Origin of the sequence: Sinorhizobium sp. BJ1 (genome assembly GCF_002531555.1) — a bacterium.
In the GTDB taxonomy this organism is placed as follows: Bacteria; Pseudomonadota; Alphaproteobacteria; order Rhizobiales; family Rhizobiaceae; genus Sinorhizobium; species Sinorhizobium fredii_B.
In genome coordinates this window covers 94120-115830 of record NZ_NWTH01000002.1, presented here as the reverse complement: position 1 = coordinate 115830, position 21711 = coordinate 94120, and the positions used below count along the sequence as shown (strand labels likewise).

General features: G+C 62.3%; 25 protein-coding genes. 6 read left to right on the top strand and 19 right to left on the bottom strand.

Annotated features, from left to right (window positions below; genetic code table 11):
* Positions 1–10: 10 nt before the first annotated feature.
* The 7 genes from CO676_RS02865 to CO676_RS02835 form a co-directional block, all read right to left on the bottom strand.
* The gene (locus CO676_RS02865) at positions 11–346 is read right to left on the bottom strand and encodes a flagellar hook-basal body complex protein FliE (RefSeq protein ID WP_014761101.1); all 336 of its coding nucleotides are present in this window, start codon (positions 344–346) and stop codon (positions 11–13) included.
* A complete protein-coding gene (gene flgC / locus CO676_RS02860) occupies positions 346–765 on the bottom strand; it encodes a flagellar basal body rod protein FlgC (RefSeq protein WP_014761100.1) in 420 nt (139 codons plus the stop codon). Before flgC ends, CO676_RS02865 begins: the two co-directional genes overlap by 1 nt.
* Positions 766–769: 4 nt before the next feature.
* Complete coding sequence (flgB, locus tag CO676_RS02855) at positions 770–1150, bottom strand: flagellar basal body rod protein FlgB (RefSeq protein ID WP_014761099.1); 381 nt, start codon at positions 1148–1150, stop codon at positions 770–772.
* 181 nt (positions 1151–1331) lie between these two features.
* Positions 1332–1883, bottom strand: coding sequence for a hypothetical protein (locus CO676_RS02850; protein ID WP_014761098.1), 552 nt, complete (start codon positions 1881–1883; stop codon positions 1332–1334).
* Between the two features lie 2 nt (positions 1884–1885).
* Complete coding sequence (gene fliI / locus CO676_RS02845) at positions 1886–3286, bottom strand: flagellar protein export ATPase FliI (RefSeq protein WP_014761097.1); 1401 nt, start codon at positions 3284–3286, stop codon at positions 1886–1888.
* A gap of 87 nt (positions 3287–3373) precedes the next feature.
* Positions 3374–4099 carry a flagellar basal-body rod protein FlgF gene (gene flgF, locus CO676_RS02840; RefSeq protein WP_014761096.1) on the bottom strand — a complete coding sequence of 242 codons (726 nt, stop codon included), beginning with the start codon at positions 4097–4099 and terminating at the stop codon, positions 3374–3376.
* Position 4100: 1 nt separating this feature from the next.
* The gene (locus CO676_RS02835; RefSeq protein ID WP_014761095.1) at positions 4101–4880 is read right to left on the bottom strand and encodes a DUF1217 domain-containing protein; all 780 of its coding nucleotides are present in this window, start codon (positions 4878–4880) and stop codon (positions 4101–4103) included.
* A gap of 183 nt (positions 4881–5063) precedes the next feature.
* Between CO676_RS02835 and motA the strand changes: the two genes are divergently transcribed.
* The 6 genes from motA (at position 5064) to CO676_RS02805 (ending at position 10345) form a co-directional block, all read left to right on the top strand.
* Positions 5064–5942 (top strand): flagellar motor stator protein MotA, encoded by an 879-nt coding sequence (motA, locus tag CO676_RS02830; RefSeq protein ID WP_014761094.1) that lies wholly within the window; start codon positions 5064–5066, stop codon positions 5940–5942.
* Positions 5943–5946: 4 nt separating this feature from the next.
* A complete protein-coding gene (locus CO676_RS02825) occupies positions 5947–6894 on the top strand; it encodes a FliM/FliN family flagellar motor switch protein (protein ID WP_014761093.1) in 948 nt (315 codons plus the stop codon).
* Between the two features lie 21 nt (positions 6895–6915).
* Positions 6916–7533: a flagellar motor switch protein FliN gene (fliN, locus tag CO676_RS02820; protein WP_014761092.1), complete on the top strand. Its 618-nt coding sequence runs from the start codon at positions 6916–6918 to the stop codon at positions 7531–7533.
* Positions 7534–7561: 28 nt separating this feature from the next.
* Positions 7562–8593, top strand: coding sequence for a flagellar motor switch protein FliG (gene fliG, locus CO676_RS02815; RefSeq protein WP_014761091.1), 1032 nt, complete (start codon positions 7562–7564; stop codon positions 8591–8593).
* 226 nt (positions 8594–8819) lie between these two features.
* Positions 8820–9902 (top strand): flagellar biosynthesis protein FlhB, encoded by a 1083-nt coding sequence (gene flhB, locus CO676_RS02810; protein ID WP_014761090.1) that lies wholly within the window; start codon positions 8820–8822, stop codon positions 9900–9902.
* Complete coding sequence (locus CO676_RS02805; RefSeq protein WP_041413791.1) at positions 9899–10345, top strand: hypothetical protein; 447 nt, start codon at positions 9899–9901, stop codon at positions 10343–10345. The genes flhB and CO676_RS02805 overlap by 4 nt, the downstream gene beginning before the upstream one ends.
* Before the next feature lie 154 nt (positions 10346–10499).
* Here the strand turns inward: CO676_RS02805 and CO676_RS02800 are convergent, their stop codons facing one another.
* The 12 genes from CO676_RS02800 to CO676_RS02745 all read right to left on the bottom strand — a co-directional run bounded on the left by CO676_RS02800 (position 10500) and on the right by CO676_RS02745 (position 21705).
* Positions 10500–11240, bottom strand: a complete 741-nt coding sequence (locus CO676_RS02800) for a helix-turn-helix transcriptional regulator (RefSeq protein WP_014761088.1) — start codon at positions 11238–11240, stop codon at positions 10500–10502.
* Positions 11241–11250: 10 nt separating this feature from the next.
* Entirely contained in the window at positions 11251–11988 is a 738-nt protein-coding gene (locus tag CO676_RS02795; protein WP_041413788.1) for a helix-turn-helix transcriptional regulator, read from the bottom strand.
* 856 nt (positions 11989–12844) lie between these two features.
* On the bottom strand, positions 12845–14524 hold the full coding sequence (gene fliF, locus CO676_RS02790) for a flagellar basal-body MS-ring/collar protein FliF (protein WP_097519612.1): 1680 nt from the start codon (positions 14522–14524) through the stop codon (positions 12845–12847).
* 377 nt (positions 14525–14901) lie between these two features.
* Positions 14902–15294 (bottom strand): hypothetical protein, encoded by a 393-nt coding sequence (locus CO676_RS02785; protein WP_014761085.1) that lies wholly within the window; start codon positions 15292–15294, stop codon positions 14902–14904.
* Positions 15295–15355: 61 nt separating this feature from the next.
* Positions 15356–15910 (bottom strand): chemoreceptor glutamine deamidase CheD, encoded by a 555-nt coding sequence (gene cheD / locus CO676_RS02780; protein WP_014761084.1) that lies wholly within the window; start codon positions 15908–15910, stop codon positions 15356–15358.
* Entirely contained in the window at positions 15907–16296 is a 390-nt protein-coding gene (locus tag CO676_RS02775) for a response regulator (protein ID WP_012706841.1), read from the bottom strand. Before CO676_RS02775 ends, cheD begins: the two co-directional genes overlap by 4 nt.
* Positions 16296–17348, bottom strand: a complete 1053-nt coding sequence (cheB, locus tag CO676_RS02770; RefSeq protein WP_097519611.1) for a protein-glutamate O-methylesterase CheB — start codon at positions 17346–17348, stop codon at positions 16296–16298. The genes CO676_RS02775 and cheB overlap by 1 nt, the downstream gene beginning before the upstream one ends.
* Complete coding sequence (gene cheR, locus CO676_RS02765; protein ID WP_097519610.1) at positions 17345–18253, bottom strand: protein-glutamate O-methyltransferase CheR; 909 nt, start codon at positions 18251–18253, stop codon at positions 17345–17347. The genes cheB and cheR overlap by 4 nt, the downstream gene beginning before the upstream one ends.
* Positions 18250–18717 carry a chemotaxis protein CheW gene (locus CO676_RS02760; protein ID WP_097519609.1) on the bottom strand — a complete coding sequence of 156 codons (468 nt, stop codon included), beginning with the start codon at positions 18715–18717 and terminating at the stop codon, positions 18250–18252. The genes cheR and CO676_RS02760 overlap by 4 nt, the downstream gene beginning before the upstream one ends.
* Before the next feature lie 5 nt (positions 18718–18722).
* Positions 18723–21023 (bottom strand): chemotaxis protein CheA, encoded by a 2301-nt coding sequence (locus tag CO676_RS02755; RefSeq protein ID WP_097519608.1) that lies wholly within the window; start codon positions 21021–21023, stop codon positions 18723–18725.
* 19 nt (positions 21024–21042) lie between these two features.
* A complete protein-coding gene (locus CO676_RS02750) occupies positions 21043–21408 on the bottom strand; it encodes a response regulator (RefSeq protein WP_014761079.1) in 366 nt (121 codons plus the stop codon).
* 3 nt (positions 21409–21411) lie between these two features.
* Positions 21412–21705 carry an STAS domain-containing protein gene (locus tag CO676_RS02745; protein WP_014761078.1) on the bottom strand — a complete coding sequence of 98 codons (294 nt, stop codon included), beginning with the start codon at positions 21703–21705 and terminating at the stop codon, positions 21412–21414.
* Positions 21706–21711: the final 6 nt, after the last annotated feature.

The following is a 21711-nucleotide window of genomic DNA, read 5'->3' as shown; positions in this document are numbered from 1 at the left end:
TCACGTTCCTTCAGATCTGCATGCGGGCGATTTCGAGATAGGCGGTGACCACCTTGTCGCGGATGGCGAGCGCGGTCTGCAGCGACTGCTCCGCACTCATCACCGCATCGACGACCTCACGGGTGTTCGCCTCGCCGCGGATCGCCTGCAACGACACCCCTTCCGCCGATTTCATCGACCGGATGGCGTCCGTGGTCATGTTGCCGAGCATGTCGGCGAAGCTCTGCGATTGCGGAGCGGAAGCTCCGGCACTCGGCAGGGAGAGCGCGGTCGAGGCGACGGGGCTGGTGCCCTCGGCCTCCTTCAGGGTCGAAAACGCGCCGACGGACTGAATTGCATCGATCATTATTGCGAAGCCCTCAACAGGTCGATTGTCTGGGAAATGAGATCGCGGGACTGCTTGATGGTCTGCAGGTTAGCCTCGTAGGCGCGGTTGGATTCGCGCATGTCGGCCATCTCGATCAGCACGTTGACATTCGGCATTTTCACCATGCCCCTCTCATCGGCGGCCGGATTGCCGGGATCGAACTCGATTGTGAATTCCGAATCGTCGGTGCCGAGACGCTGGATCTCCACGAGCGATGCGCCGCTTGCACGATCGACTTCTGCAGCGAAGGAGATCGTCTTGCGGCGATAGGGATCGGCGCCGGGCACGTCGCCGGTGGAGCGGGCATTGGCGATGTTTTCGGAAACGACGCGCAGCCGCGTCGATTCCGCCTGCAGGCCCGAGGCCGAAACCTTGAGTGCCGAGGTCAAAGGATCCATGGTGTTATTTCCGTACCGTCATGAGCATCATCCGGTGAAAGGATTTCACCAGCCCGGAATTGAGTTCGTAGTCGCGCTTGATCTCGCCCGTCTTCATCATTTCCTGCTCGAGCGCGACGGTATTGCCGGACTGCTGGACCGCCACATCGTCGATCATGCTGACGTCGGTCACCTGCGCGGCGTCCGGGCTCTCGGTGAAATGGGCGCGATGGGTCGCCGCCATCTGGATGCCGGTGTTCTGGAGCACGCTTTCGAAGGGCTGGACGTCCTTGGCCTTGTAATGCGGCGTGTTCGCATTGGCGATGTTCCCGGCCACGACATTCTGGCGGACCGTCAGCCATTGGGCCTGGCGCGACGCGAGATCGAAAAGCTGAATCGGATCCATCGACTACTCCTCATGAGATGAGGAGGACCCTAGGCGGGTAATCTTGCGTGGGACTTGTCGAGAGACCGGGATGACGAACCAAGTGCGTCGAATTCTCGTCAGGGCGCTTTGGCGGCGAAGCCGTCGCGCCGCCAATTCCCGCGGCAGGCGCCAGCTCGCCGAGGCATCCTGGCGGCGCGGCCTAGTTAGCCTGGTAGACCTCGCCCTTGGAGGTGATCATCACCCAGCGGCCGTTCCGCTCTTCGAAGGTGGCAAGCCGGCTATTGTCCGGCAGGACCGAACCGATGCGAACGATATACATGCCGGTCGCGTCCTCGATGAGGGCCCGTCCGTTGGCGACGTGCATCAGCTTGAAGCCGGACGGTTCGGGAAAGGGCTGCTCCAGACCGGCTTCCGGCTCGCCCGCGGCCGCGGCCGGTTGATGCTCCAGCCCGGGCACGGTCGCCGTCGTCAGCCGATCGATCGCTGCGGCCGTCTCCTCGTCGACATCGGTCATCGCCAGCGGCGAGACCGACACGACGCCGCGACCGGGGCGCTCAGGCAGATCCCGCGTCGTTCCCTGCCACAGTGGCGGAATCGAGAACTGGTCCTGGTGCAGGAAGGCGTACCACGGGAAGAAGGTCGCAAAGGCAGCCATGGCCAGCCCGATCGCGCCGAGCACCTTGTCGGTCAGCGGCATCTTGGCGTCGCGCCGGCGCTGACGGACGATTTCGTCCGCGTCGTTATCGGTCATTGCTATCCCTTCCCCCGGATGCCCGCGGCGGGCTGGTTGCCCATGGCGGCTGCCTTCAGCGCATTGGCAAGGTCGGTGAAGGCATCGGTGGCGGACCGCTCGCCGGGCGTCTGCTTGAGGACGTCATAGATGACGGGCACCTGTTTGATCGCCATGTCGAGATCGGGGTCGCCGCCGGCGCGGTAGCCGCCGATCAGCCTGAGGTCACGAGTCTCCTCGAAGCGATGGATCAGCGATTTCAGCCGCGCCACGAGCTTTTCCTGGTCCGGCGTCCAGGCCTTTCTTGCCAGGCGCGAGATGGAAGCCAGCGGATCGATCGGCGGATAGCGACCTTCTTCGGCCAGACTGCGGTCGAGGACGATGTGCCCGTCGAGGATGCCGCGCGCCGAATCGGCAACCGGATCATTGTGATTGTCGCCGTCGACCAGGATCGAGATGATCGCGGTGATCGTGCCGGTGCCTTCGGCACCGGGGCCCGCGCGCTCGAGCAGGCGCGGCAATTCCGTGAAGACCGAAGCCGGATAGCCGCGGGCGATCGGCGGCTCGCCGGCCGCCGTCGCCACCTCGCGGATCGCATGGGCAAAACGCGTCACGCTGTCGACGATCAGCAGAACGTTGTCGCCCTTGTCACGATAGTGCTCGGCGATCGTCACTGCCGTCAGCGGCGCCATTTTCCTGAGCATCGGGCTCTCGTCGCTGGTGGCGACGACGGCAACCGACTTGGCGAGATTGTCGCCGAGCGTATCCTCGATGAATTCACGCACTTCGCGGCCGCGTTCGCCGACCAGCGCAATCACCACCTTGTCGAAGGCGTCGGCGCGCGCAAGCATCGAAAGCAGCGTCGACTTGCCGACGCCGGAGCCGGCAAAAATGCCGAGGCGCTGCCCGAGGCAGAGCGGCGAAAAGATGTCGACGGCGCGCACGCCCGTCTTGAAACCCTGTTCGACGCGTCTGCGGGTCATCGACGGCGGGGCGGTGTTGGAGATCGGACGGCGGATGTCGCCCTGCATGAGGGGACCGCGGCCGTCTATCGGGTCGGCCAGCGCGTTGATCGTGCGGCCGCACCAATTGTCCGTCGGCGCGATACGGAAGGCGCCCTTGCGGATGACGGTATCGTGGATGCCGATCGGATCGCCGGGCTCGATCGGGCAGACGACGACCCGCTCCGGTTCGACGCGGACGACCTCGCCGAGATGGGTGCCGGTCGCGCTCTTATGCGCCACGAAATCCCCGAGCCGCACATGGCGAGACAGGCCGGTGACGGTATAGTGCCCCGGCGAGATCGTCTGGACATGGCCGCCTGGGGCGATCGAAAAGTCGGGATTGGCATAACGCTCGACCAGGCCGGCGAGCGCCGCCAGCGAGGTCGAAGCCGGAAGGATGTCAGAGCCTTGGCGTTCCATGCAGATTTCCGTCGCGATCGACCCAGGTCATTGTTTGTGTGCGTCTGGTTATCCCAAAACCGCTGGCACGCTTTTGGGCGACGCGCACTAGCGCTCGCCGCCGAGCGTCTTGATCGCTTCTTCAAGCGATCCTTCGCTGTCGCGCATCAAAGCCGTGATATTGTCGAAGGCGCGCGTCACCGTGATGAGCTGCGTCATTTCCTGGACGGCATTGACGTTCGATTCTTCGAGGAAGCCCTGCATCACGCCGACATCGAAGCGGTCGACGACGGGCTCCGGCTGGGCGGCGGGCATGACGGCACTGTTGTCATAGCGCACGAAGCCGCTCGAGAAATCCGCCTCATAGAGGCCGAGCAGCGCGACCTGGACACCGTTCTGGTGGATGGCGCCGTCGGCGCCGACGGTGATCTCGCCAGCCCCGCCGTTCAGCTGGATCGGCGCACCGCCGGCATCGAGCACCGGATATCCCTTGATGGTCACCAACTCGCCGGTCTCGGTCAGGGTGAAGCGACCGTCGCGGGTGAGCGCCGGTCCGCCCGGCGTGTCGATCGAGAACCAGGCGTTCCCCTTGACGGCGAAGTCGAGGGCAGAACCGGTCCTCGCTAAGGCCCCGTTATTGGTGCTCAGATATTCCTCGCCCTCGGACACGTAAGAGACCCGGTTCGGCTTCGTGTCGCCAAGCACCTGGTCGAACTTTACTTCCGTTGCGCGAAAGCCGACCGTATTGGCATTCGCGATGTTGTCGGCAAGCGTATTCAAGCGCTTCTCGAGCGCCATCTGCGACGAAAGCGCGACATAGAGACCGGTCTGCACGTCAGGCTCCCCCGAGTTTCAGATTGTTGATGGAAAGGAGCAGGTCGGGGGAAATTCCGTAGCCGCTCGAAGAACCGAAAACCGCAAGCGGATCGTAGCTGTCGGAAGAATTGTTGATTTCCCAAAGGGCGGTGAAGCGATCGATGAAGGCCGCGAGCTTTACGGGATCCTGGAAATCCTTGAGGTCTATCGCTTCCTCGTAGGCCTTGGCCTGCCGGTCGACGTCGGCTGCGGCAAATTCCTCGGGCAGTTGCAGCGCGGTCCGCACGACCTGCGCCAGCGCCTCGTCGGCAATGATCTCGTAACCGCTGGTGATCAAGGGCGCCATGCGCTCGAAATAGAGCGCCAGCCTGACACCGGTATTCTCCTCGCCGGCATTCTGCTCCAGCCTCTGGCGCGTGTATTTGTCGACGACGCCCTTTTGCGCACGCTCGAACGAGGTGGCCGTATCGCCATGCCGGGCGAAGTTCAGCGATTCGACCAGGGCCTTGTAGCGGCTGTCGGCCAGCTTGTTGGCAAAGGCGTCGTCGCTGTCGATACCCTCGGTAAGCACCTTGCGCATGAAGGCTTTTGCGTAGGCCATGTCCTCGATACCATGGGCCTTCATCGCGTAGTCATAGAGCCGGCTGTCTGCAAAGAACTCGTCAAGCGTTTTGATGCTGCCTATCTTGGAAAGGTAATATTTCGTCTCCCGCGCCACGTCCGGCTGATCGGAGACGCGCTCCAGCGACCTGGTGAGGTCGGCGGTTATCAGCTTGTAGCTCGTGTAGGTCGTGGTCACGATCGCTCGCCCTGTCCGGAATAGCGGTCCGGCGCCATGGCCCGACCTTGACAAATCCTGACCTTGTTGGCTTGCGCGAACCTGTTCGGCGCGCCGGTTTCGAGCAGACTTCAACGGCCAGCCTCACGCAAGGATGAAATCCTATTCCATGGAGGAAAATCACGATCGCGACAGGTATCGACAATGAACATCATCATCGGGCTTCTTGTGACTTTCGGCTGTATCCTCGGCGGATACCTCGCCATGGGCGGCCATCTGGAAGTCCTCAACCAGCCCTTCGAATTGTTGATCATCGGCGGGGCCGGCATCGGCGGCTTCATCATGGCCAACTCGATGAAAGTGGTGAAAGATACCGGCAAAGCGCTCGGCGAAGCGTTCAGGCACAAGGTGCCGAAGGAGCGCCATTACCTCGACACGCTCGGCGTCCTCTACAGCCTGATGCGCGACCTTAGAACCAAGTCGCGCAACGAGATCGAAGCCCATATCGACAATCCCGAGGAATCGCCGATCTTCCAATCCGCGCCGACCGTCCTGCAGAACAAGGAACTGACGGCGTTCATCTGCGACTATGTGCGGCTCATCATCATCGGCAACGCGCGCTCGCACGAGATCGAAGCGCTGATGGATGAAGAGATCCATACGATCACCCACGACAAGATGAAGTGCTATCACTCCCTGACGACCATGGGCGACGCGCTGCCGGCGATCGGCATCGTCGCGGCGGTTCTCGGGGTGATCAAGGCGATGGGCGCGATCAGCGAAGCGCCGGAAGTGCTGGGCGCGAAGATCGCCGCCGCGCTCGTCGGAACGCTGCTCGGCGTGTTTCTCTCCTACTCGATCGTCGGTCCGCTGGTCGCAAACATCAAATCGGTCCGCGAGAAGCAGAACCGGCTCTACGTCATCGTCAAGCAGACACTGCTTGCCTACATGAACGGCTCGGTTCCCCAGGTCGCGCTCGAATATGGCCGCAAGACGATCTCCGCCTATGAGCGTCCGTCCATCGATGCGGTCGAGCAGGAGATGATGAATCCGGGCGGCGGTAGCGAAAGCAAGGCGGCTTGACACCATGAACCCGAGCACCGCATCGAACGTCCACGCTTTCGACAAGAGACTGCTGGCGCGCATGACCGGCGCGCTCGGCGACGACAAGACCATCGGCCGCACGACTCTGGAGCTCGGCCATGTCTTCAGCGAACTCCTCCCCGATATGCTCAAGCAGGAGACGGGCCACGACATCGCGATCGGCTATGCCGGGTTCAATATGGGGTTGAGGAATGAGCTCATCGCCGACCTCGGAGAAGCGGTTCTGCTCAGTGACGTTTCGCTCCGCAACTGGTGCGCCGAATTTCAGATCGGCTGCGACAGTCCCGTTCTCATCGCTCTCGTCGAAGCCCTGCTCGGCGCCGAGCCCACCGACATCGAGGAGCCGCTGCCACGCGCGCTCTCCAAGATCGAGATCGATGTGGCGATGCCGGTGTTCGAGAGGATCGCCGAGGTCGTCCGCATGGCGGTAAACGCCCCCGGCGGTTTCGAGCCGCTGGTGGGCCGGCCGTACAACGGGGCGGAGCGCCTGCCGCCCGACCCTGCGCTGGAGGACGTCTACGCCGCCTCGATCGACATGACCTTCGGGCTCGGGCCGGTGCTTTCCACCTTCTCGGTGATCATTCCGCAAAGCGTATTGCTCAAGAGCCAGATCGTTCTGCCGAGGAGCGCCGGACAGAACGAAAACATGAAGACCGGTTGGACCGAGCAACTCGAGGAGCAGATTCGCCGCTCGGCCGTCACGCTCGAGGCGCGCATTCAGCTGGAGAGCCTGACGCTCGAGACGATCAGCCGACTGCAACCGGGAGACGTGATCCCCTTTCACGACGGCCAGGACGTGCGGGTCGAGGTGAACGCCAACGGGCGCGATCTCTACGTCTGCGAATTCGGCCGGTCCGGTTCGAGATACACGGTTCGCATCAAGGATACGCACGGTTCCGAGCAGGATATCCTTCGTCACATCATGAGTTAAACCGTCACCTCGCATCGCAGAATGCCTGAGGCAAGCTTCAACTGGAATAATCCGCACATGGTACGCAAGAAAGCAGCATCCATCGAAGAACAGACCGCATTCGCGGGAGACGCCGAGCTCGACCAGGCGATCGACGATCTGCGCGGCGTTCTCAAGCAGGACGGCGCAGCAACGGATTTCGGTGCCGAGTTCGGTGCCGCCGAGCCGTTCGGCCAGGCTGCGGATTTCGGCGCCGATCTCGGTGCCGGCGGCTTCGGCGGCGATTTCGGTGACGCGTCCCTGGGCGACGGCCTCGATGTGGGCGCCGGCTTTGCCGGCAGCGATTTCGGCGGCGACGATTTCGGTGCCGCGATGTCCGGCGTCGAAAGTGCGCCGGGCAGCGGCATGGCGGCAAACATGGACCTGATCATGGACATCCCGATCGATGTCCAGATCGTGCTCGGCACGAGCCGGATGCAGGTCTCCGGTCTCATGGGACTGACCGAAGGCGCAACGATCGCGCTCGACCGCAGGATCGGCGAGCCGGTCGAGATCATGGTCAACGGCCGGGTGATCGGCCGCGGCGAGATTACCGTACTTGAGGGCGATGTGACCCGGTTCGGCGTCAAGCTCATCGAGATAAAGGGCAGCAGGAAATAGGCCCGATGATCGGGCGAGGGATGAATCCATGATGGATTTCGAAAGTTTCGAAGCGCAGGCACTGGCAAGACCGCTCAGTCAGACGGAAAAGGCCGCAGCCGTGCTGCTTGCCATGGGTAAATCCGTGGCCGGTAAACTGTTGAAATTCTTCACGCAGAGCGAATTGCAGTCCATCATCGCCGCAGCGCAGTCGCTGCGCGCCATCCCTCCCCACGAGCTCGAGGCGCTGGTCAACGAGTTCGAGGATCTGTTCACCGAAGGCGCCGGCCTGATGGACAACGCCAAGGCGATGGAGAGCATTCTCGAAGAAGGCCTGACCCCGGACGAGGTCGATGGCCTGCTTGGGCGGCGCGCCACCTTCCAGTCCTACGAAGCAAGCATCTGGGATCGGCTGCAGGAATGCGATCCGGTCGCCGTTGCCCAGTTGCTCGCCAAGGAGCATCCGCAGACGATCGCCTACGTTCTCTCGATGATGCCTTCGAGCTTCGGCGCCAAGGTGCTGCTGCAGCTATCGGACAGGCAGCGGCCGGACGTTCTCAACCGCGCCGTCAACATGAAGAATGTCAGCCCGAAGGCGGCGTCGATCATCGAGACGCGCGTCATCGAGATGATCGGCGAGATGGAGGCGGAGCGCAATTCGCCCGGCCCGGCGAAGATCGCCGAGGTGATGAACGAGCTCGAGAAGAAGCAGGTGGATACGCTGCTCGCCTCGCTGGAAACGATCAACACCGATTCCGCCAAGAAGGTCCGGCCGAAGATCTTCCTCTTCGACGATATCCTCTACATGCCGCAGAGAAGCCGGGTGCAGCTTTTCAACGATGTCTCGACCGACGTCATCACCATGGCGCTCAGGGGTTCGGCGCCGGAACTGCGCGAATCGATCCTCGCGTCCGTCGGTGCACGCCAGCGGCGCATGATCGAATCGGACCTTGCAGTCGGCGATGCCGGCATCAACCCGCGCGATATCGCCATCGCCAGGCGTTCGATCACGCAGGAAGCGATTCGCCTCGCGGCGAGCGGACAGTTGGAGCTCAAGGAAAAGGAATCGGAAGCCGCCTAGCGCCAGGTTGCTCCCCGACGCCAGGTCGCGTCGGCAAGATTCCACGACTGCTTTAATTTCTGTTGAGCCGGCCGTCTTCTTGGTGTCCGGCTCTTGCGCATAAAACCCGCGCGGTCCACGACAGAGGCAGTGGAGCACGCTGGCGCCGGTAGATCGGCGCGGAGCCGGCGAAGCACGGGCCGCGAACCGGACGCCGCTCCTTGCGAGAATGGGAGCTTCCTGTTTCATGTCGGAAGATCAGGACAAGGACAGTAAAACCGAAGCACCATCGGAGAAAAAACTGTCCGATGCGACGGAAAAGGGCAATGTCCCCTTTTCTCGTGAAGTGACGGCCTTCGCCTCGACGCTCGCGGTCTACATCTTCATCGTGTTTTTTCTCTCTGAGGGCGCGGCCAGCACGGCCGAGGCTCTCAAGGACATATTCGAGCAACCGGAAGCCTGGCGCCTCGAAACGGCAACGGATGCCGTCGGGTTGATCTCGCACGTCGTCCTGAAGTCTGCGGGGCTGGTTCTTCCGATTTTCCTGCTGCTGATCATCTTCGGCGTCGGGTCGTCGATCTTCCAGAACCTACCGCGTCCGGTGCTCGACCGGATCATGCCGAAGATGAACCGCGTGTCGCCGATAGCAGGCTTCAAGCGCATTTACGGCATCCCGGGGCTGGTGGAATTCGCCAAGTCGCTGTTCAAGATCATCGTCGTGTCGATCATTGTCGTCGTGGTCTTGTGGAACGACTATTTCGCCACGCTCGATCTGATGTTTTCAGATCCGGTGACGATCTTCGCGACGATGACCTCCGATCTCAAGCAGATCGTCACCGTCGTGCTGCTTGCCACGGCGGCACTGGCGATCGTCGATCTCTTCTGGACCCGTCATCATTGGTACACGGAACTGAGGATGACGAAGCAGGAGGTGAAGGAAGAATTGAAGCAGTCGCAGGGCGATCCGATCGTCAAGGCGCGGCTGCGGTCCATGCAGCGGGACCGGGCCCGCAAGCGCATGATCGGCTCGGTCCCCCGCGCCACTCTGGTGATCGCCAACCCGACGCACTATGCGGTCGCGCTGCGCTACGTGCGCGAAGAGAACGACGCGCCCGTCGTCGTCGCCATGGGGCAGGATCTCGTCGCCCTGAAGATCCGCGAGATCGCAGAAAAAAACGGCATTCCGGTCTTCGAGGATCCGCCGCTCGCGCGCTCCATGTTTGCACAAGTCTCGGTGGATAGTGTCATTCCACCGGTGTTTTACAAGGCAGTCGCCGAACTCATTCACCGGGTTTACGCAGCTCAGCCGCAACAAAAACGGGTGACATGATCTTGAAGAAGTGCGAATTCTCCGAAAAACGCGAAAAACTAGTGGCAGAGGCGATTCGTCCGGTAGCGACAGAACTGCGCCTGATCGACGCCGCGGACTTCATCGCACTCCTGCGGTTCGAGTCCTATGCGAGCCTCGCCGATCTCGTGGAATCGGCGGCGGAACTCTATTTCCTGCCGGGCACCGTGAATTTCGGCCTTGGCGGCAACTACAATCTCGACTGGAACAGTCGCCCCGAAATCATTCTGGACCTGGAGTTGAAGCCCCGCGGCGTAACGGTCTATGCACGGCTCGTGCTGGCCGGGGAAGCGGCCGGCATCGAGATCAGCCACATCAACTTCCAGCATCCCTCGACCGATCCGGACGAGAATACCGCCTTCCTCGCCAGGAGCCTGGAAGAGGCGAGATTCGTCAAATCCTACCCTCTGCGGCTCGCAAGCTGACCAGTTTGGAGCGGTTGGGGTCCCCCCCCCTCATCCCGCTGCCGCGACCTTCTCCCCCCATGCGGGGAAAAGGGGCAAGCTGCGCGCTCGTAGTCCCCTCTCCCCGTCCTGACGGGGAGAGATAGGTGAGGGGAAACCGACCTGAGAACAGGCGTTAACTTATGTAACCGAGGCGTATCGCCTTGGCGATCGCCTGGATGCGGTTGACGGAATCGAGTTTCGTCGTGGCGGCGCCGAGATACGCATTCACGGTGTGGACCGAAAGTCCCATCTTTTCGGCGATCTCCTCGCTAATATAGCCGTCGCCCGCCATCTGCAGACAGGCGATCTCGCGGTCGCTGAGGCTCTCGCCCTTGAACAGTCGTCTTTCGTCCGCGGCCAGCATGTCGATCATGACCTGCGCGCAACGCCCGTGCAGGTCGAGGATCTGCTCGGCCGGCGCATCGATGTAGCTGCCGGCAAAGACCACACAGCCGTTGCCCTGCGCGCCGAGCCGTATCGGGAAGGCGATACCCGAATAGGAGAGCTTCCGCCCCTTGAGCCGGTGCGAGAACAGCGCCATGTCGGGGACGTCGGCGGCCTGATGCTCTCCCTGGCCGTCCCACAGCACCGCCAGCGGAGAACGATCGAGGTGCTGGAGCAACTCCTCGCCATAGACCTTCAAGAGTTCGTGCGCATTCGCTTCGGACGCGGCACCCCAATTGTGCAGGACGCAGGTGAGCTTGCGCGTCGTCGGCATACCCCTTCCATTGACGCGCAGAACCGCGAAGTTCTTCGCGTTGATCTGCCGCTGCATGACCTGCAGCCGCGTCACCAGCGTCGCCGCGCGCGCCGCACGCGCGCTTCGGCCGAGGCGGACATGGTCCGAGCGACCCTCCGAATCCAGGTGCACCATCGTCTCGCTCCTATACCAGATTGTGGCGGACGGCGTGGGCGATGGCCTCCGACCTGGTGCGCGTTGCGGTCTTTCGCATGACGCTGGTGATGTAGTTGTTGATCGTGTTGCGGGAAATGCCGAGGATCACGGCCATCTCCTCGCTCGTCTTGCCTTCGGCGATCCAGAACAGGCATTCGAGCTCGCGCTCGGTGAGTTCGAAGTCCCTGTCGTGCCTGACCCCGGCATCGGCCTTGAAACTCGCGAGATAGCTTGCCAGCACGGCAATATCGCGCAGTCCCTCCTGGGACAGGATGACGTCCTCGGGGAACAGCAGCATCATCGAGAAACGGGACCGACCGACATTGAACGTGACGGAGCAATAGGAGCGGTTGACGCCGCGCGGCAGATCGATGTCGTCCGGCAGGGCCTGGAAGCAAGGCTGCAGCGCGGTCAGGCACTTTTCCAATTCGGTCGTCTTCGCGTTCAGACCGATGACGATGCTTGAAAGGCGCCGCACGACGTCGAAGGGCCAATCGGAACACAGAACGAAATCAAGCCCTCCGTCCTGCGAGAGATCGTGGCGAGCCAGAAGGTAGTGCGTTGCTCCGACATATTCGGTCAGGATAGCCAGCCCGTTGGCGAGACTGCTGCGCTCGGCAGCTTCCCCGAGCTTTCGTATCAGCTGTTCCCGCGATATGCCGCGACTACTCATGCGCGGCGCGGCGGTCTGCAAAGACCAGGCCGCGCCAGTCGGTGAAATCTCCATTACTTTCAGCCCCCGTGCCGGATTCGACGCCCCTGGAACACTCGCCCTGCCGACAGACAGCCAATCAAAGCCGGCATTCCCCGTGCGCAGACCAGGGCACGAATCAATATCTAAACTGTACATCTCCGCCCCTAAAAAGACACGGTGATTGCGGCGCGATTTGCTTGCGCAGCTTTGAGTAGAGTGGCCGCTCTCCTGCGGATTTTCGTCACAATCGCCACCGCAGCCCCATGCGCTGTTCTGTCAACGCATGCCGGTGTTTTTTATGGCTTTTTTGCCAATCGTCAGTTCCGAATCCGGTGCCGGCTGAGGCGTCAGAGACACGCCTAAGGAGTGGCTGCGGCCACTTTCCGACGACTTTCTGCGCCTTCAAAGCCGCGAGCACCCCGAATATTGCCGAGCGAACTTTACTTTCGAATGACGCATGTTGCTAAAATGCACCAAGTTCCACGCACTGGGATGGCAGCAGTGACCTGTATAGATGCAAAGATGATCCAAACTTTATTTGGACTCTCGGAAGTTATATATCCAAGAAATGAGCACTGGAGAAACAACCGTCAGTCGACAAACAGGGAAAAGAGGGCAGCGTCGGTCTTTCCGAATCTAAAATCGTTAAAATTTTCTTTAAAAGTTTCGATCCAGCCCCTCCCCTAGACTCGTCCGGTCGGCTTGGATTCTTGCGTGGATTGGGTGCCGGCACAGCCACGGCGTGTTTGACTCAGGCACTATTTCGATCGGTGTGACAAATCATCAGACGATCGCAGCGGTGCGCAGCGAACCTGGTACCTGCCCGGCAAAATGCAAAAACCCCGCCAGTGTGGCGGGGTTTCCTGTCAGAGGCTTCTCTCGAACGATTTCAGGCGGCGCGGTCAAGCGACCATTTGCGGAGGATTTTTGCGGCGCGCTCCTCGCTGATCTCCACCATGCGGGCGAGCCGGCGCTCGGGGCCTTCCTTGACGCGGCGATTGAAGCCACTGCTGTCGTCGCCGAGATTGAGCAGGTCGTCCGTGCTGTCGAAGCCGAAGTCGGAACCGAAGCCTTCCATGAGGGCACCTCCCGCGGCGCCAGCGGCGGCCGGAGAGAAATCCGGCAGTTCGAGCCCGGCGCCCTCGCCTTCGAGTTGACCCGACCGGCCGCCAAAGCCCATCTGGCGGGCCAGGGGCCGCATACCCAGCCAGACGACCAGGAAGGCGACGACGATGAAGGCCAGCGAGTTGATGATGCCGCCGAGATTGCGCGTCAGCATTTCCATGACGCCCGGCCCGGTCACCGGCTGGTCGAGCAATTGCGTCTCGACGAAATCCATTGCGTTCAGCGTGACGACGTCACCGCGGCTCGGATCGACGCCGGCAGCGGACGCGACGATCTTCTGCATGTCCTGGAGATAGGCGTCGATCTTTACCTGATCGGCCGTCTCGCCCACCATGGCCGACAGGCGACCTCGGTTGACGACGACGGCAATCGACAGCCGCTCGATCGAATAGCTGTTCTTGACGGTCGCGATCGTCTTGCTGTTGATCTCGTAGTTCGTCTGCTCTTCCTTTTTCTCTGCCTCGTCGCTCGACTGCTGGCCTGCACCGCCACGCGGCGCCGCCTGAGGCACGTTCTGCTGCACGGTGGCGGCATTGTCCGGCTGCTGCTGGCTGGACTTCTGCTCTTCCTTGATCACGCGCGTCGAGCGCTCGACCCGCGATTCGGGGTCGAAGACGGTCTCCTGGATCTGCTGGGCATCGGTGTTGAGCGAGGCCGTGACACTGGTGCGGAAATTGTCCATGCCGAGGAACGGCGCGAGTGCGTTGTCGATCTTCTTCTCGAGATCGGTCTGAACGTTCTGCACCACGCCGAGCGACTGATTGAGGGCGCTGCTTGCCGGGTCGTCGCCGGAAGCAAGAAGCTGGCCGGTCGAATCGAGAATGGTGACGTCGTCGACATCGAGACCCGGGACGGACGAAGCAACGAGATGACGGATGGACGAGGCGGCGCCCCGGCCGACCGTCGCGCTCGCGCGAATCATCACCGATGCGGTCGGCGTCTGCTCGGCCTTGCGGAAGCTGCCCCGCTCGGGCATGACGATATGGACACGGGCCGCCGCGATGCCGGAGATCTGCTGGATGGTGCGGGCAATCTCGCCCTCCAATGCACGAACGCGCGTAACCTCCTGCATGAAGGAGGTGAGCCCGAGCGAGCCGACATTGTCGAAAAGTTCGTAACCGGCATTGGCGCTGCTCGGCAGGCCGCGTTCGGCCAGGAGCAGGCGAGCCTTGCCGGTCATGCCGACCGGCACCTGGATGCTGCCGCCATCCACACCGACCTCGAAGTTGAGATTCGCCTCGGCAAGCGCAATGCTGATCTGGGTGACATCGCTGCGTTCGAGGCCCACATAGAGCGTTTCAAAGGCCGGCTTGTTGACGTAGACGGCAGCGCCGAGAACGAAGCCGATTGCGACGATGCCGGCCACCGCGAGTGCTATCAGCTTGCTCTGCCCGAGATTGCTCAGGTTTTTCGTGAACGTCGAGAATTGATCGAACAGATTCATTCTGTTTCCGCACCCAGTATCGCATGGCACCCTTGCCGGTACTCGACGGCATCATGCGAAGATCCAACATTCTGGTAAGCCAGTATCGATATGCGCGAATCTACCCAGCCCCGGAAGCGAAGCTAGGCGGCGAAACTTGCGCGAACTTGACGAAACAGTCTCTGGCGATCTCCCGGCGGGTTGCCGGCGGCGCGTCATCTCACAGGGATCCAGCAGCGCCGCGTCTGCGGCGCGGAAGAGTCTCTTCAGGGCTGAATGATTCCTGTGACAAGCACAGGAATGAGGGTCGGGAGGAAGCCTTGCCATGCCCCACCGACAAACGCAGTAGTCTACTGTCGTGTACGGTGGCGTCTGATAAGACGTACGGCGCTGTAGTGTCAGAACGCCTCGAAATCGCCCGCGGCTTTTGTGAGCGGCTGCGAGTGGCCGTGGCGCAACAGGCCGCTGCCGAGCGCCTTCTTCATGTCGGCAAGCTTGATCAGGTTGACGGCCGTCGAGATATCGACGAGGCACGTGTCGGGGATCGATGCGGTGATCGTGTCGATGAATTCGGCAAGCCCGCGGGTTTTCTGGACCGCAAGGTCGACGCCCTGGAGCACCATCATCTTGTCGGCCGGATCGGTCGCGGACGCAGCACGGCCGCTCCAGAGCTGCGGCTCGATGCGCTCGATGAGATAGGCGACGTCATGGAGCTCCGTGACGATGCGCATCAGCACTTCCGGCAGCGATTCTTCCGCGTGAGGCATGTAGCTCTGGTGATCGGTCTGCATCTTTTTTCTCACGTGGTCTTGAAGGAAACTCTTGCAGCCCCGCTGGGCGGCTCGCGCGCGATCAGAAGAACTCGATCGAGCTTTCCACCGGCTTCGGCGCGGGCGCCGGCCGCTGGTCCTGATGGATGGCGCGTTGGGCTTCCACACCAGTCAGGGCGTACTGCCGGGCACGGCCTGTCACAGGCCAGTATTCCAGCTTGCGGCCATGTTCTCCACCGGTGCTCTCGCCGACAATGCGGATGCCTTCGTCAAGCAAGAACTCTCGGGCGAAGGCCGCGTTCTGCTCGCCGACATTCGAGAACCGTGCGATCGTCTTTGCTCCGCCGAAAATCTTCGCCTCGAGGCGATCGCGGCGCGCGCCCTGCTTCAAGAGACCGTTGATCAGCAGTTCCATGAGATGCACGCCGTAGCGCGTCGCATCACCCGCCGATGTCGGCGACGTCGACGAGCCCGGCAGCAGGAAGTGATTCATGCCGCCGACGCCCGCCACCGGGTCGCGCATGCAGGCGGCCACACAGGAGCCGAGAATGGTCGAGAGAACGACATCCGGATCGTTGACGACCTTGAACTCGCCCTGGATGACATGCACACGCCTGCCGGCAGCCTCCAGCATCATTTCAGTGCCCCGAATACGGCCTCGATCGCTGCCTTCATCTTTTCGATGGTGAACGGCTTGGCGAGAACGTTGTTGGCACCGAGCGCGGCGGCCTTCTGGACCAGCGCCCGGTCGCCCTGAGCGGTCAGAATGATGAAGGCCGCCTTTTTGGTGTTCGGGTTGGAGCGAACCGCCTGCAGCAACCCGAGACCGTCCATCTTCGGCATGTTGAAGTCCGAGATGACCAGGTGGTGCGGGTTTTGCGCCATGATCTTCATGCCCTGCTCCCCGTCGCCGGCGGCAGTGATCTGCTTGAAGCCTAGTTGCTGCAGGGCATCGCCCAGGAGCAGGCGGCTTGTGACCTGATCGTCGACGATCAGAACCTTAATCTTTTCGGCGATGGACATTATTCGCTTCCTTCCTTCCGGGCTGCTGCCGTCTTCAATATCTCCTCCCCGATCGATCCGAGGGGGAGCTGCGTTTCGACAGCACCCAATTCATGGGCCACTCTGGGCATTCCGTAGACGACACAAGTCTTTTCGTTTTGTCCGAAGGTGCGCGCCCCGGCGTGCCGCATCTTGAGGAGACCGGCCGCGCCATCGCGCCCCATGCCGGTCAGAATCACACCGATTGCATTGCGCCCCGCCAGTTCGGCGACCGAATCGAACAGGACGTCGACCGATGGGCGGTGTCCGTTGACGGGCTCCCGGTCAATCAGCCTGCAGCATGGCGCCGAGGCATTGGCGACCTGCAGGTGCCGGTCGCCGCCGGGCGCCAGATAGACCTTGCCGACTTCGAGCCGGGCGCCGTCGGTCGCCTCCTGGACGCTCGGCGCGCAGAGCCGGTTCAGCCGCTCGGAAAAGCTCTTGGTGAACGTGTGCGGCATATGCTGGGTGATCACCGTCGGCGGGCAATTCGCCGGGAACTTTTGCAGGACCGCGATCAGGGCCTCCACACCGCCGGTCGAGGCGCCGATCGCGATGATCTTGCGGCCGGCTCTATAATCGGAGACTGTCCCCATGGCCGGGGCGGATGCCGCCCGGTTGCTGGTGATCATCGATTTGCGCTGCGAGCGCGCGGCCGCCTTGACCTTTTCGACCAGCCCGCCGAACGGATTCGGATCGCCGGGATGCGGCTTGCCGACACAATCGAAGGCACCGATTTCGAGGGCGGCGATCGTTGCCTCGGCGCCCTTGTGGGTCAGCGTCGAGACCATGATCACCGGCATGGGCCTGAGCCGCATGATCTTATCGAGGAACTCGAGGCCGTTCATGTTCGGCATCTCGATGTCGAGTGTGATGACATCGGGATCGAGCTGTTTGATGGCCTGGCGCGCCTCGAGCGCATCGGCTGCCTGGCCGACGACCTTGACCTCCGGATCGGCGTTGAGCACGGCGGAGATGAGGCCCCGCATTGTGGGCGAGTCGTCGACGACGAGAACGCGGGCGGGAGCGTTCATGCCCGACCTCCATGAAATTTGCCGGTGTGGCGATAGGTGGTGACGCCGATGTTGTCGAAGATCGCTTTGGCATCCCCCGAGACGCGCTCCGAGTGGCCGATGTAAAGATGCCCGCCCGTATCGAGCATGCCTGCGAACCGCGACCAGATCTTCATCTGCGTCGGCTCGTCGAAGTAAATCACGACGTTGCGGCAGAAGATCACGTCGAAGGGCCCCTTGAGGGGCCATTGCGCCATGAGGTTGAGCTCGTTGAAGGTGATCAGCCTCTTGACGCGGTCATCGATCTGCCACTTGCCGCGACCGCCGATCTCGATGTCGCGGAACCATTGCTTGCGCATGGCGGGGCTTACCGTTTCGAGCGCGGTGGCGTCATAGGCGCCGGCCCGGGCAAGCGCGAGGATCTTCGGATCGATGTCGGTTGCGAGAATGCGGAAGTCATAGTCGGCGGCGTTCGGCAGCAGCGACAGCACCGTCAGCGCGATCGAATAGGGCTCCTGACCGTCCGAACAGGCCGCCGACCAGATACGGACCCGGCCACCGTTCTTCGCTCGGGCGATCAGGCCCGGCAAGACATCCGTCTTCAGGTGCTCGAAATGATGGTTCTCGCGAAAGAAGCGGGTGAAGTTCGTCGTCAGGTGCGAGAGCATGTCGCGGCGCGCTGCGGCGCCGACCGGCGAGGCGACGAGCTGGCAATAGTCGCGGAAGCCCTTGAGGCCGAGATTGCGGATGTGTTTCGACAGCCGTGAATAGACCAGCGATGCCTTGGATTCATTCAGATAGATGCCGGCATCCGCATAGATCATCGCCGCGATGTCGGTAAGGTCGCGACGCGTCAGAGGATATTCGCCGGCAGCAAGGCATTCGTCCGGCGACAGCTTCTGCTCGAAAGTGGCCTGGACTCTCATGCTGCTTCCCTTTCCTCTTGCGGGAAGACCGAGTCGAGTTCGACGAGGCAGATCATCCGCCCCTCCACCGCCAGGACGCCACGGGCAAAACTCCTTTCGAAGTCCGATGCAATATCCGGGGTCGGCTGGATGTCGGCATCCGAAACGGTCAGAATGTCGGAGACGGCATCGACCAGAAGCCCCACCACCTGGCTCTTCACCTGGGCGACGATGATCACATGGCGAACCGTCGGCTCGGCCGGCTTCATGCCGAGGCGCGCCGAAAAGTCGATGATCGGCAGCACCGCGCCGCGCAGGTTGATGACGCCAAGCATGTAGTTCGGCGCGTGCGGCATCGCGGTCGCGGGCGTCCAGCCGCGAATTTCGCGGACCGACATGATGTTGACGCAGTATTCCTGACCGCCGACGCGGAAAGCGATCAGCTCCCGTCCGCCAGTCGTCAGATTTTTTGCGGCATAGGTCATAGGTATTATCCGGCTGCAGCAAGGGACATTTCAGGTTTCAGGGAGTGCCCGCGCGAGGCGCCGACGATCGCATCGACATCGAGGATGAGCGCCACGCGCCCGTCGCCGAGAATGGTCGCCGCCGCAATGCCCGGAACATGGGTGTAGTTCGCCTCGAGGCTCTTGATCACCACCTGGCGCTGGCCCTGGATGGCATCGACCATCAAAGCGCGCTGGCCACCGCCTTCGGACTCGACGAGCAGCGCCACGCCTTCGACCGGATTGGCCTGGATGGCGCGGAAGTTCAGGATGCGGCCGACATCGACCAGCGGGCAGAAGGAGTTGCGGATCGAGATCAGCCGCTGGGCGGCGCCGAAGCTGTGGATCGCCGAGGCCTCGGGCTGAAGCGTTTCGACGATCGCCGTCAGCGGCACGACGAGCGTCTGGTTGGCAACCGTCACCACCATGCCGTCGAGGACGGCGAGCGTCAGCGGCAGGCTCATCGTAAAGACGGAGCCCTGCCCCGGCTTCGACGAGATATTGATACGTCCGCCAAGCGCCTGGATCGAGCGCTTGACGACGTCCATGCCGACGCCGCGACCGGATATGTCGGAGATCTTGTCGGCGGTCGAGAATCCGGCATGGAAGATCAGATTGTCGATTTCCTCGTCCGAGAGATTTGCGTCGGCGGCGATCAGATCGTTGTCGATCGCCTTTTGCCGGACCTTCTCGCGGTTGATGCCCGCACCGTCGTCGGCAAGTTCGATGACGATGCGGCCGGAACGGTGCTTCGCCGTCAGCCGCACCGTGCCCTCCGGGTTCTTGCCGGCGGCGACGCGCTTTTCCGGCGTTTCGAGGCCGTGGTCGACCGCATTGCGGATCATGTGGGTGAGCGGCTCGGCAAGCTTGTCGATGACGGTCTTGTCGACTTCCGTGTTCTCGCCCTCGGTGACAAGGCGCACCGACTTGCCAGTCATGTCGGCGATTTCGCGCACGATACGCGACATGCGCTGGAAGACCGGCTTCACCGGCTGCGCGCGGATCGCCATGACGCTGTCCTGGATCTCGCGGGTGAGCTGCTGCAGCTCCTCGAGCCCCATATTGATCGACGAGGTGCCGTTCGTATCGTTCTCGATGACGCTCTGCGACAGCATCGCCTGGTTGATGACGAGCTCGCCGACCAGGTTGATCAGGCGATCGACGCGATCGAGATCGACGCGGATCGTCGGGGTGGCGGCGGAGGCCGCCGCCTGTGCAGCCGCCTGTGCCGCAGAGGCGGACGCCACACTCCTGGTGCTCTCGGCGGGCGTGCGTGCGGCCTGCGCCATCTGCAGGACGTTGCTCGCGGTCGCCGCGGCGGATACGGCCTCGTCGCGAACCGCGCGCTGCTGGGTGGCAAGCTGCTCATCATCGTCGGCCGCGCCCGTCGAGGCGGGCACTTCTTCGTCGAGCAGCGACAGGTCGAAAGGAACGGGCTGCATGGGCAGCTCCTCGCCCGCGCCGGCGTGATCGCCGCCAGCCAGCGTCACGTCGAGCTCGCAATCCCATTCGGCGAACTCAAACACGGAGCGGATCGCGTCTTCGCCCTTGTCGGTCTTCAGCGAAATCTTCCAGGCGAAATAGGCCGCCTCCGGATTCATGCTGCCGAGCGCCGGCAGTTCGTCCATGTCGCAATGGATGCTCATCTCGCCGAGGCGCGAGAGATCGCGCAGCAGCAGCGTCGCGTCGTTGCCCTTGGCATAGAGTTCAGACTTCGGCCTGAAGAGGACCTCAAAGGTCGTCGGCTCGATCGCCGGAGGCTCGCTCGCCTCGAAGTCGTCGAACGAGAAGGCAACCGGCTGGAAGCCTTCCTCGTTCACGGCTGCTGCGGGTGCCGGCGCCGGTACCGGCGTGGCAGCCGGCGCTTGCTTTGCGACCGGCTCGGCAACGGCCGTCTGCGGCAATTCACCATTGGCGAGCGCCTCGAGTTCCTTGATCAGTTGCCGGCTGCGCACCTCGTCGACGCTGCCGCCGTCCCGGGCGGCATTGGTAAGATCGGCAAGCACGTCCGCCGATTTCAGCATGACCTTGAGGACGTCCTGATTGGGTTCAAGCCGGTTGGATCGAACGCAATCGAGTGTCGTCTCGAACACATGCGCGAAGGAGACGAGGTCGTCCAGCCCGAACGCACCGGCGCCACCCTTGATCGAGTGGACCGCGCGGAAGACGGCATTGACCGTTTCGGGATCGCGGTCGCCATCGTTGAGCTTCAGGAGACCCGACTCCAGTTCCGCGAGCTGCTCCTCGCATTCCTGGAAGAAAATCTCTTTGATTTCGTTCATATCCATTGGAGGCTACCCTCGGATTTTAGGCCGTTACGCGCTCGATGGCATCGATCAGCTTGGTCGGGTCGAACGGTTTGACGATCCAGCCGGTGGCGCCCGCCTGCCGCGCACGGTTCTTCTTCTCGGCGTCGCTTTCGGTGGTGAGCACGAGGATGGGAACGGCGCGATAGCGGTCGTTCTTGCGCACGCCTTCGATGAAGCCGAAGCCATCGAGGCGGGGCATGTTGATGTCCGTGACGATCACGTCCGGATTGGCGGTCTCCAGCACTTCGAGGCCTTCGACGCCATCCTCCGCCTGGATCGTTTCGAAGCCGGCATTGTTGAGGGTGACAAGAAGCATGTTCCGGATTGTCCGGGAGTCGTCCACAGTCAGAACTCTCTTCTTCATTTCTCAAATCTCCTTTGCCATCAGGGGCGCAATGTCCACCCCGATGAGCTGTGTCGTTTTAACGAAAGCGTCCGACACCTTGGCGAAGGTGAAGGACAACCGGTCCTCTTCCCAACGTCTTGCGCCGGCCATCAGCACCTGTGCGCAGAGCGTTCCGACCCGCTCGACGGCGGAAGCATCGATTTCGACCGGCGACCCCTTGAGCGATAGCAGCCTTTCATGCAGCGCCGTCGCCTCGTTCAGGTCCAAGACCGAAGCGAGCTTCAGCGATTTCTTTGCGGTGTTCCTGCTGGCCATTCTGTC

Excerpts from the sequence above, each read along its gene's own strand:
- fliG (WP_014761091.1), top strand. The coding sequence starts at position 7,562 with ATGATGGATTTCGAAAGTTTCGAAGCGCAGGCACTGGCAAGACCGCTC.
- CO676_RS02825 (WP_014761093.1), top strand. The coding sequence starts at position 5,947 with ATGAACCCGAGCACCGCATCGAACGTCCACGCTTTCGACAAGAGACTG.
- CO676_RS02795 (WP_041413788.1), bottom strand. The coding sequence starts at position 11,988 with ATGGAGATTTCACCGACTGGCGCGGCCTGGTCTTTGCAGACCGCCGCG.
- CO676_RS02755 (WP_097519608.1), bottom strand. The coding sequence starts at position 21,023 with ATGGATATGAACGAAATCAAAGAGATTTTCTTCCAGGAATGCGAGGAG.
- CO676_RS02750 (WP_014761079.1), bottom strand. The coding sequence starts at position 21,408 with ATGAAGAAGAGAGTTCTGACTGTGGACGACTCCCGGACAATCCGGAAC.
- fliI (WP_014761097.1), bottom strand. The coding sequence starts at position 3,286 with ATGGAACGCCAAGGCTCTGACATCCTTCCGGCTTCGACCTCGCTGGCG.
- CO676_RS02760 (WP_097519609.1), bottom strand. The coding sequence starts at position 18,717 with ATGACCTATGCCGCAAAAAATCTGACGACTGGCGGACGGGAGCTGATC.
- flgB (WP_014761099.1), bottom strand. The coding sequence starts at position 1,150 with ATGGATCCGATTCAGCTTTTCGATCTCGCGTCGCGCCAGGCCCAATGG.
- motA (WP_014761094.1), top strand. The coding sequence starts at position 5,064 with ATGAACATCATCATCGGGCTTCTTGTGACTTTCGGCTGTATCCTCGGC.
- CO676_RS02800 (WP_014761088.1), bottom strand. The coding sequence starts at position 11,240 with ATGGTGCACCTGGATTCGGAGGGTCGCTCGGACCATGTCCGCCTCGGC.
- cheR (WP_097519610.1), bottom strand. The coding sequence starts at position 18,253 with ATGAGAGTCCAGGCCACTTTCGAGCAGAAGCTGTCGCCGGACGAATGC.
- CO676_RS02785 (WP_014761085.1), bottom strand. The coding sequence starts at position 15,294 with ATGCAGACCGATCACCAGAGCTACATGCCTCACGCGGAAGAATCGCTG.
- cheB (WP_097519611.1), bottom strand. The coding sequence starts at position 17,348 with ATGAACGCTCCCGCCCGCGTTCTCGTCGTCGACGACTCGCCCACAATG.
- CO676_RS02805 (WP_041413791.1), top strand. The coding sequence starts at position 9,899 with ATGATCTTGAAGAAGTGCGAATTCTCCGAAAAACGCGAAAAACTAGTG.
- CO676_RS02745 (WP_014761078.1), bottom strand. The coding sequence starts at position 21,705 with ATGGCCAGCAGGAACACCGCAAAGAAATCGCTGAAGCTCGCTTCGGTC.
- CO676_RS02865 (WP_014761101.1), bottom strand. The coding sequence starts at position 346 with ATGATCGATGCAATTCAGTCCGTCGGCGCGTTTTCGACCCTGAAGGAG.
- fliF (WP_097519612.1), bottom strand. The coding sequence starts at position 14,524 with ATGAATCTGTTCGATCAATTCTCGACGTTCACGAAAAACCTGAGCAAT.
- flhB (WP_014761090.1), top strand. The coding sequence starts at position 8,820 with ATGTCGGAAGATCAGGACAAGGACAGTAAAACCGAAGCACCATCGGAG.
- CO676_RS02850 (WP_014761098.1), bottom strand. The coding sequence starts at position 1,883 with ATGACCGATAACGACGCGGACGAAATCGTCCGTCAGCGCCGGCGCGAC.
- fliN (WP_014761092.1), top strand. The coding sequence starts at position 6,916 with ATGCCTGAGGCAAGCTTCAACTGGAATAATCCGCACATGGTACGCAAG.
- cheD (WP_014761084.1), bottom strand. The coding sequence starts at position 15,910 with ATGATGCTGGAGGCTGCCGGCAGGCGTGTGCATGTCATCCAGGGCGAG.
- flgC (WP_014761100.1), bottom strand. The coding sequence starts at position 765 with ATGGATCCTTTGACCTCGGCACTCAAGGTTTCGGCCTCGGGCCTGCAG.
- CO676_RS02775 (WP_012706841.1), bottom strand. The coding sequence starts at position 16,296 with ATGTCCATCGCCGAAAAGATTAAGGTTCTGATCGTCGACGATCAGGTC.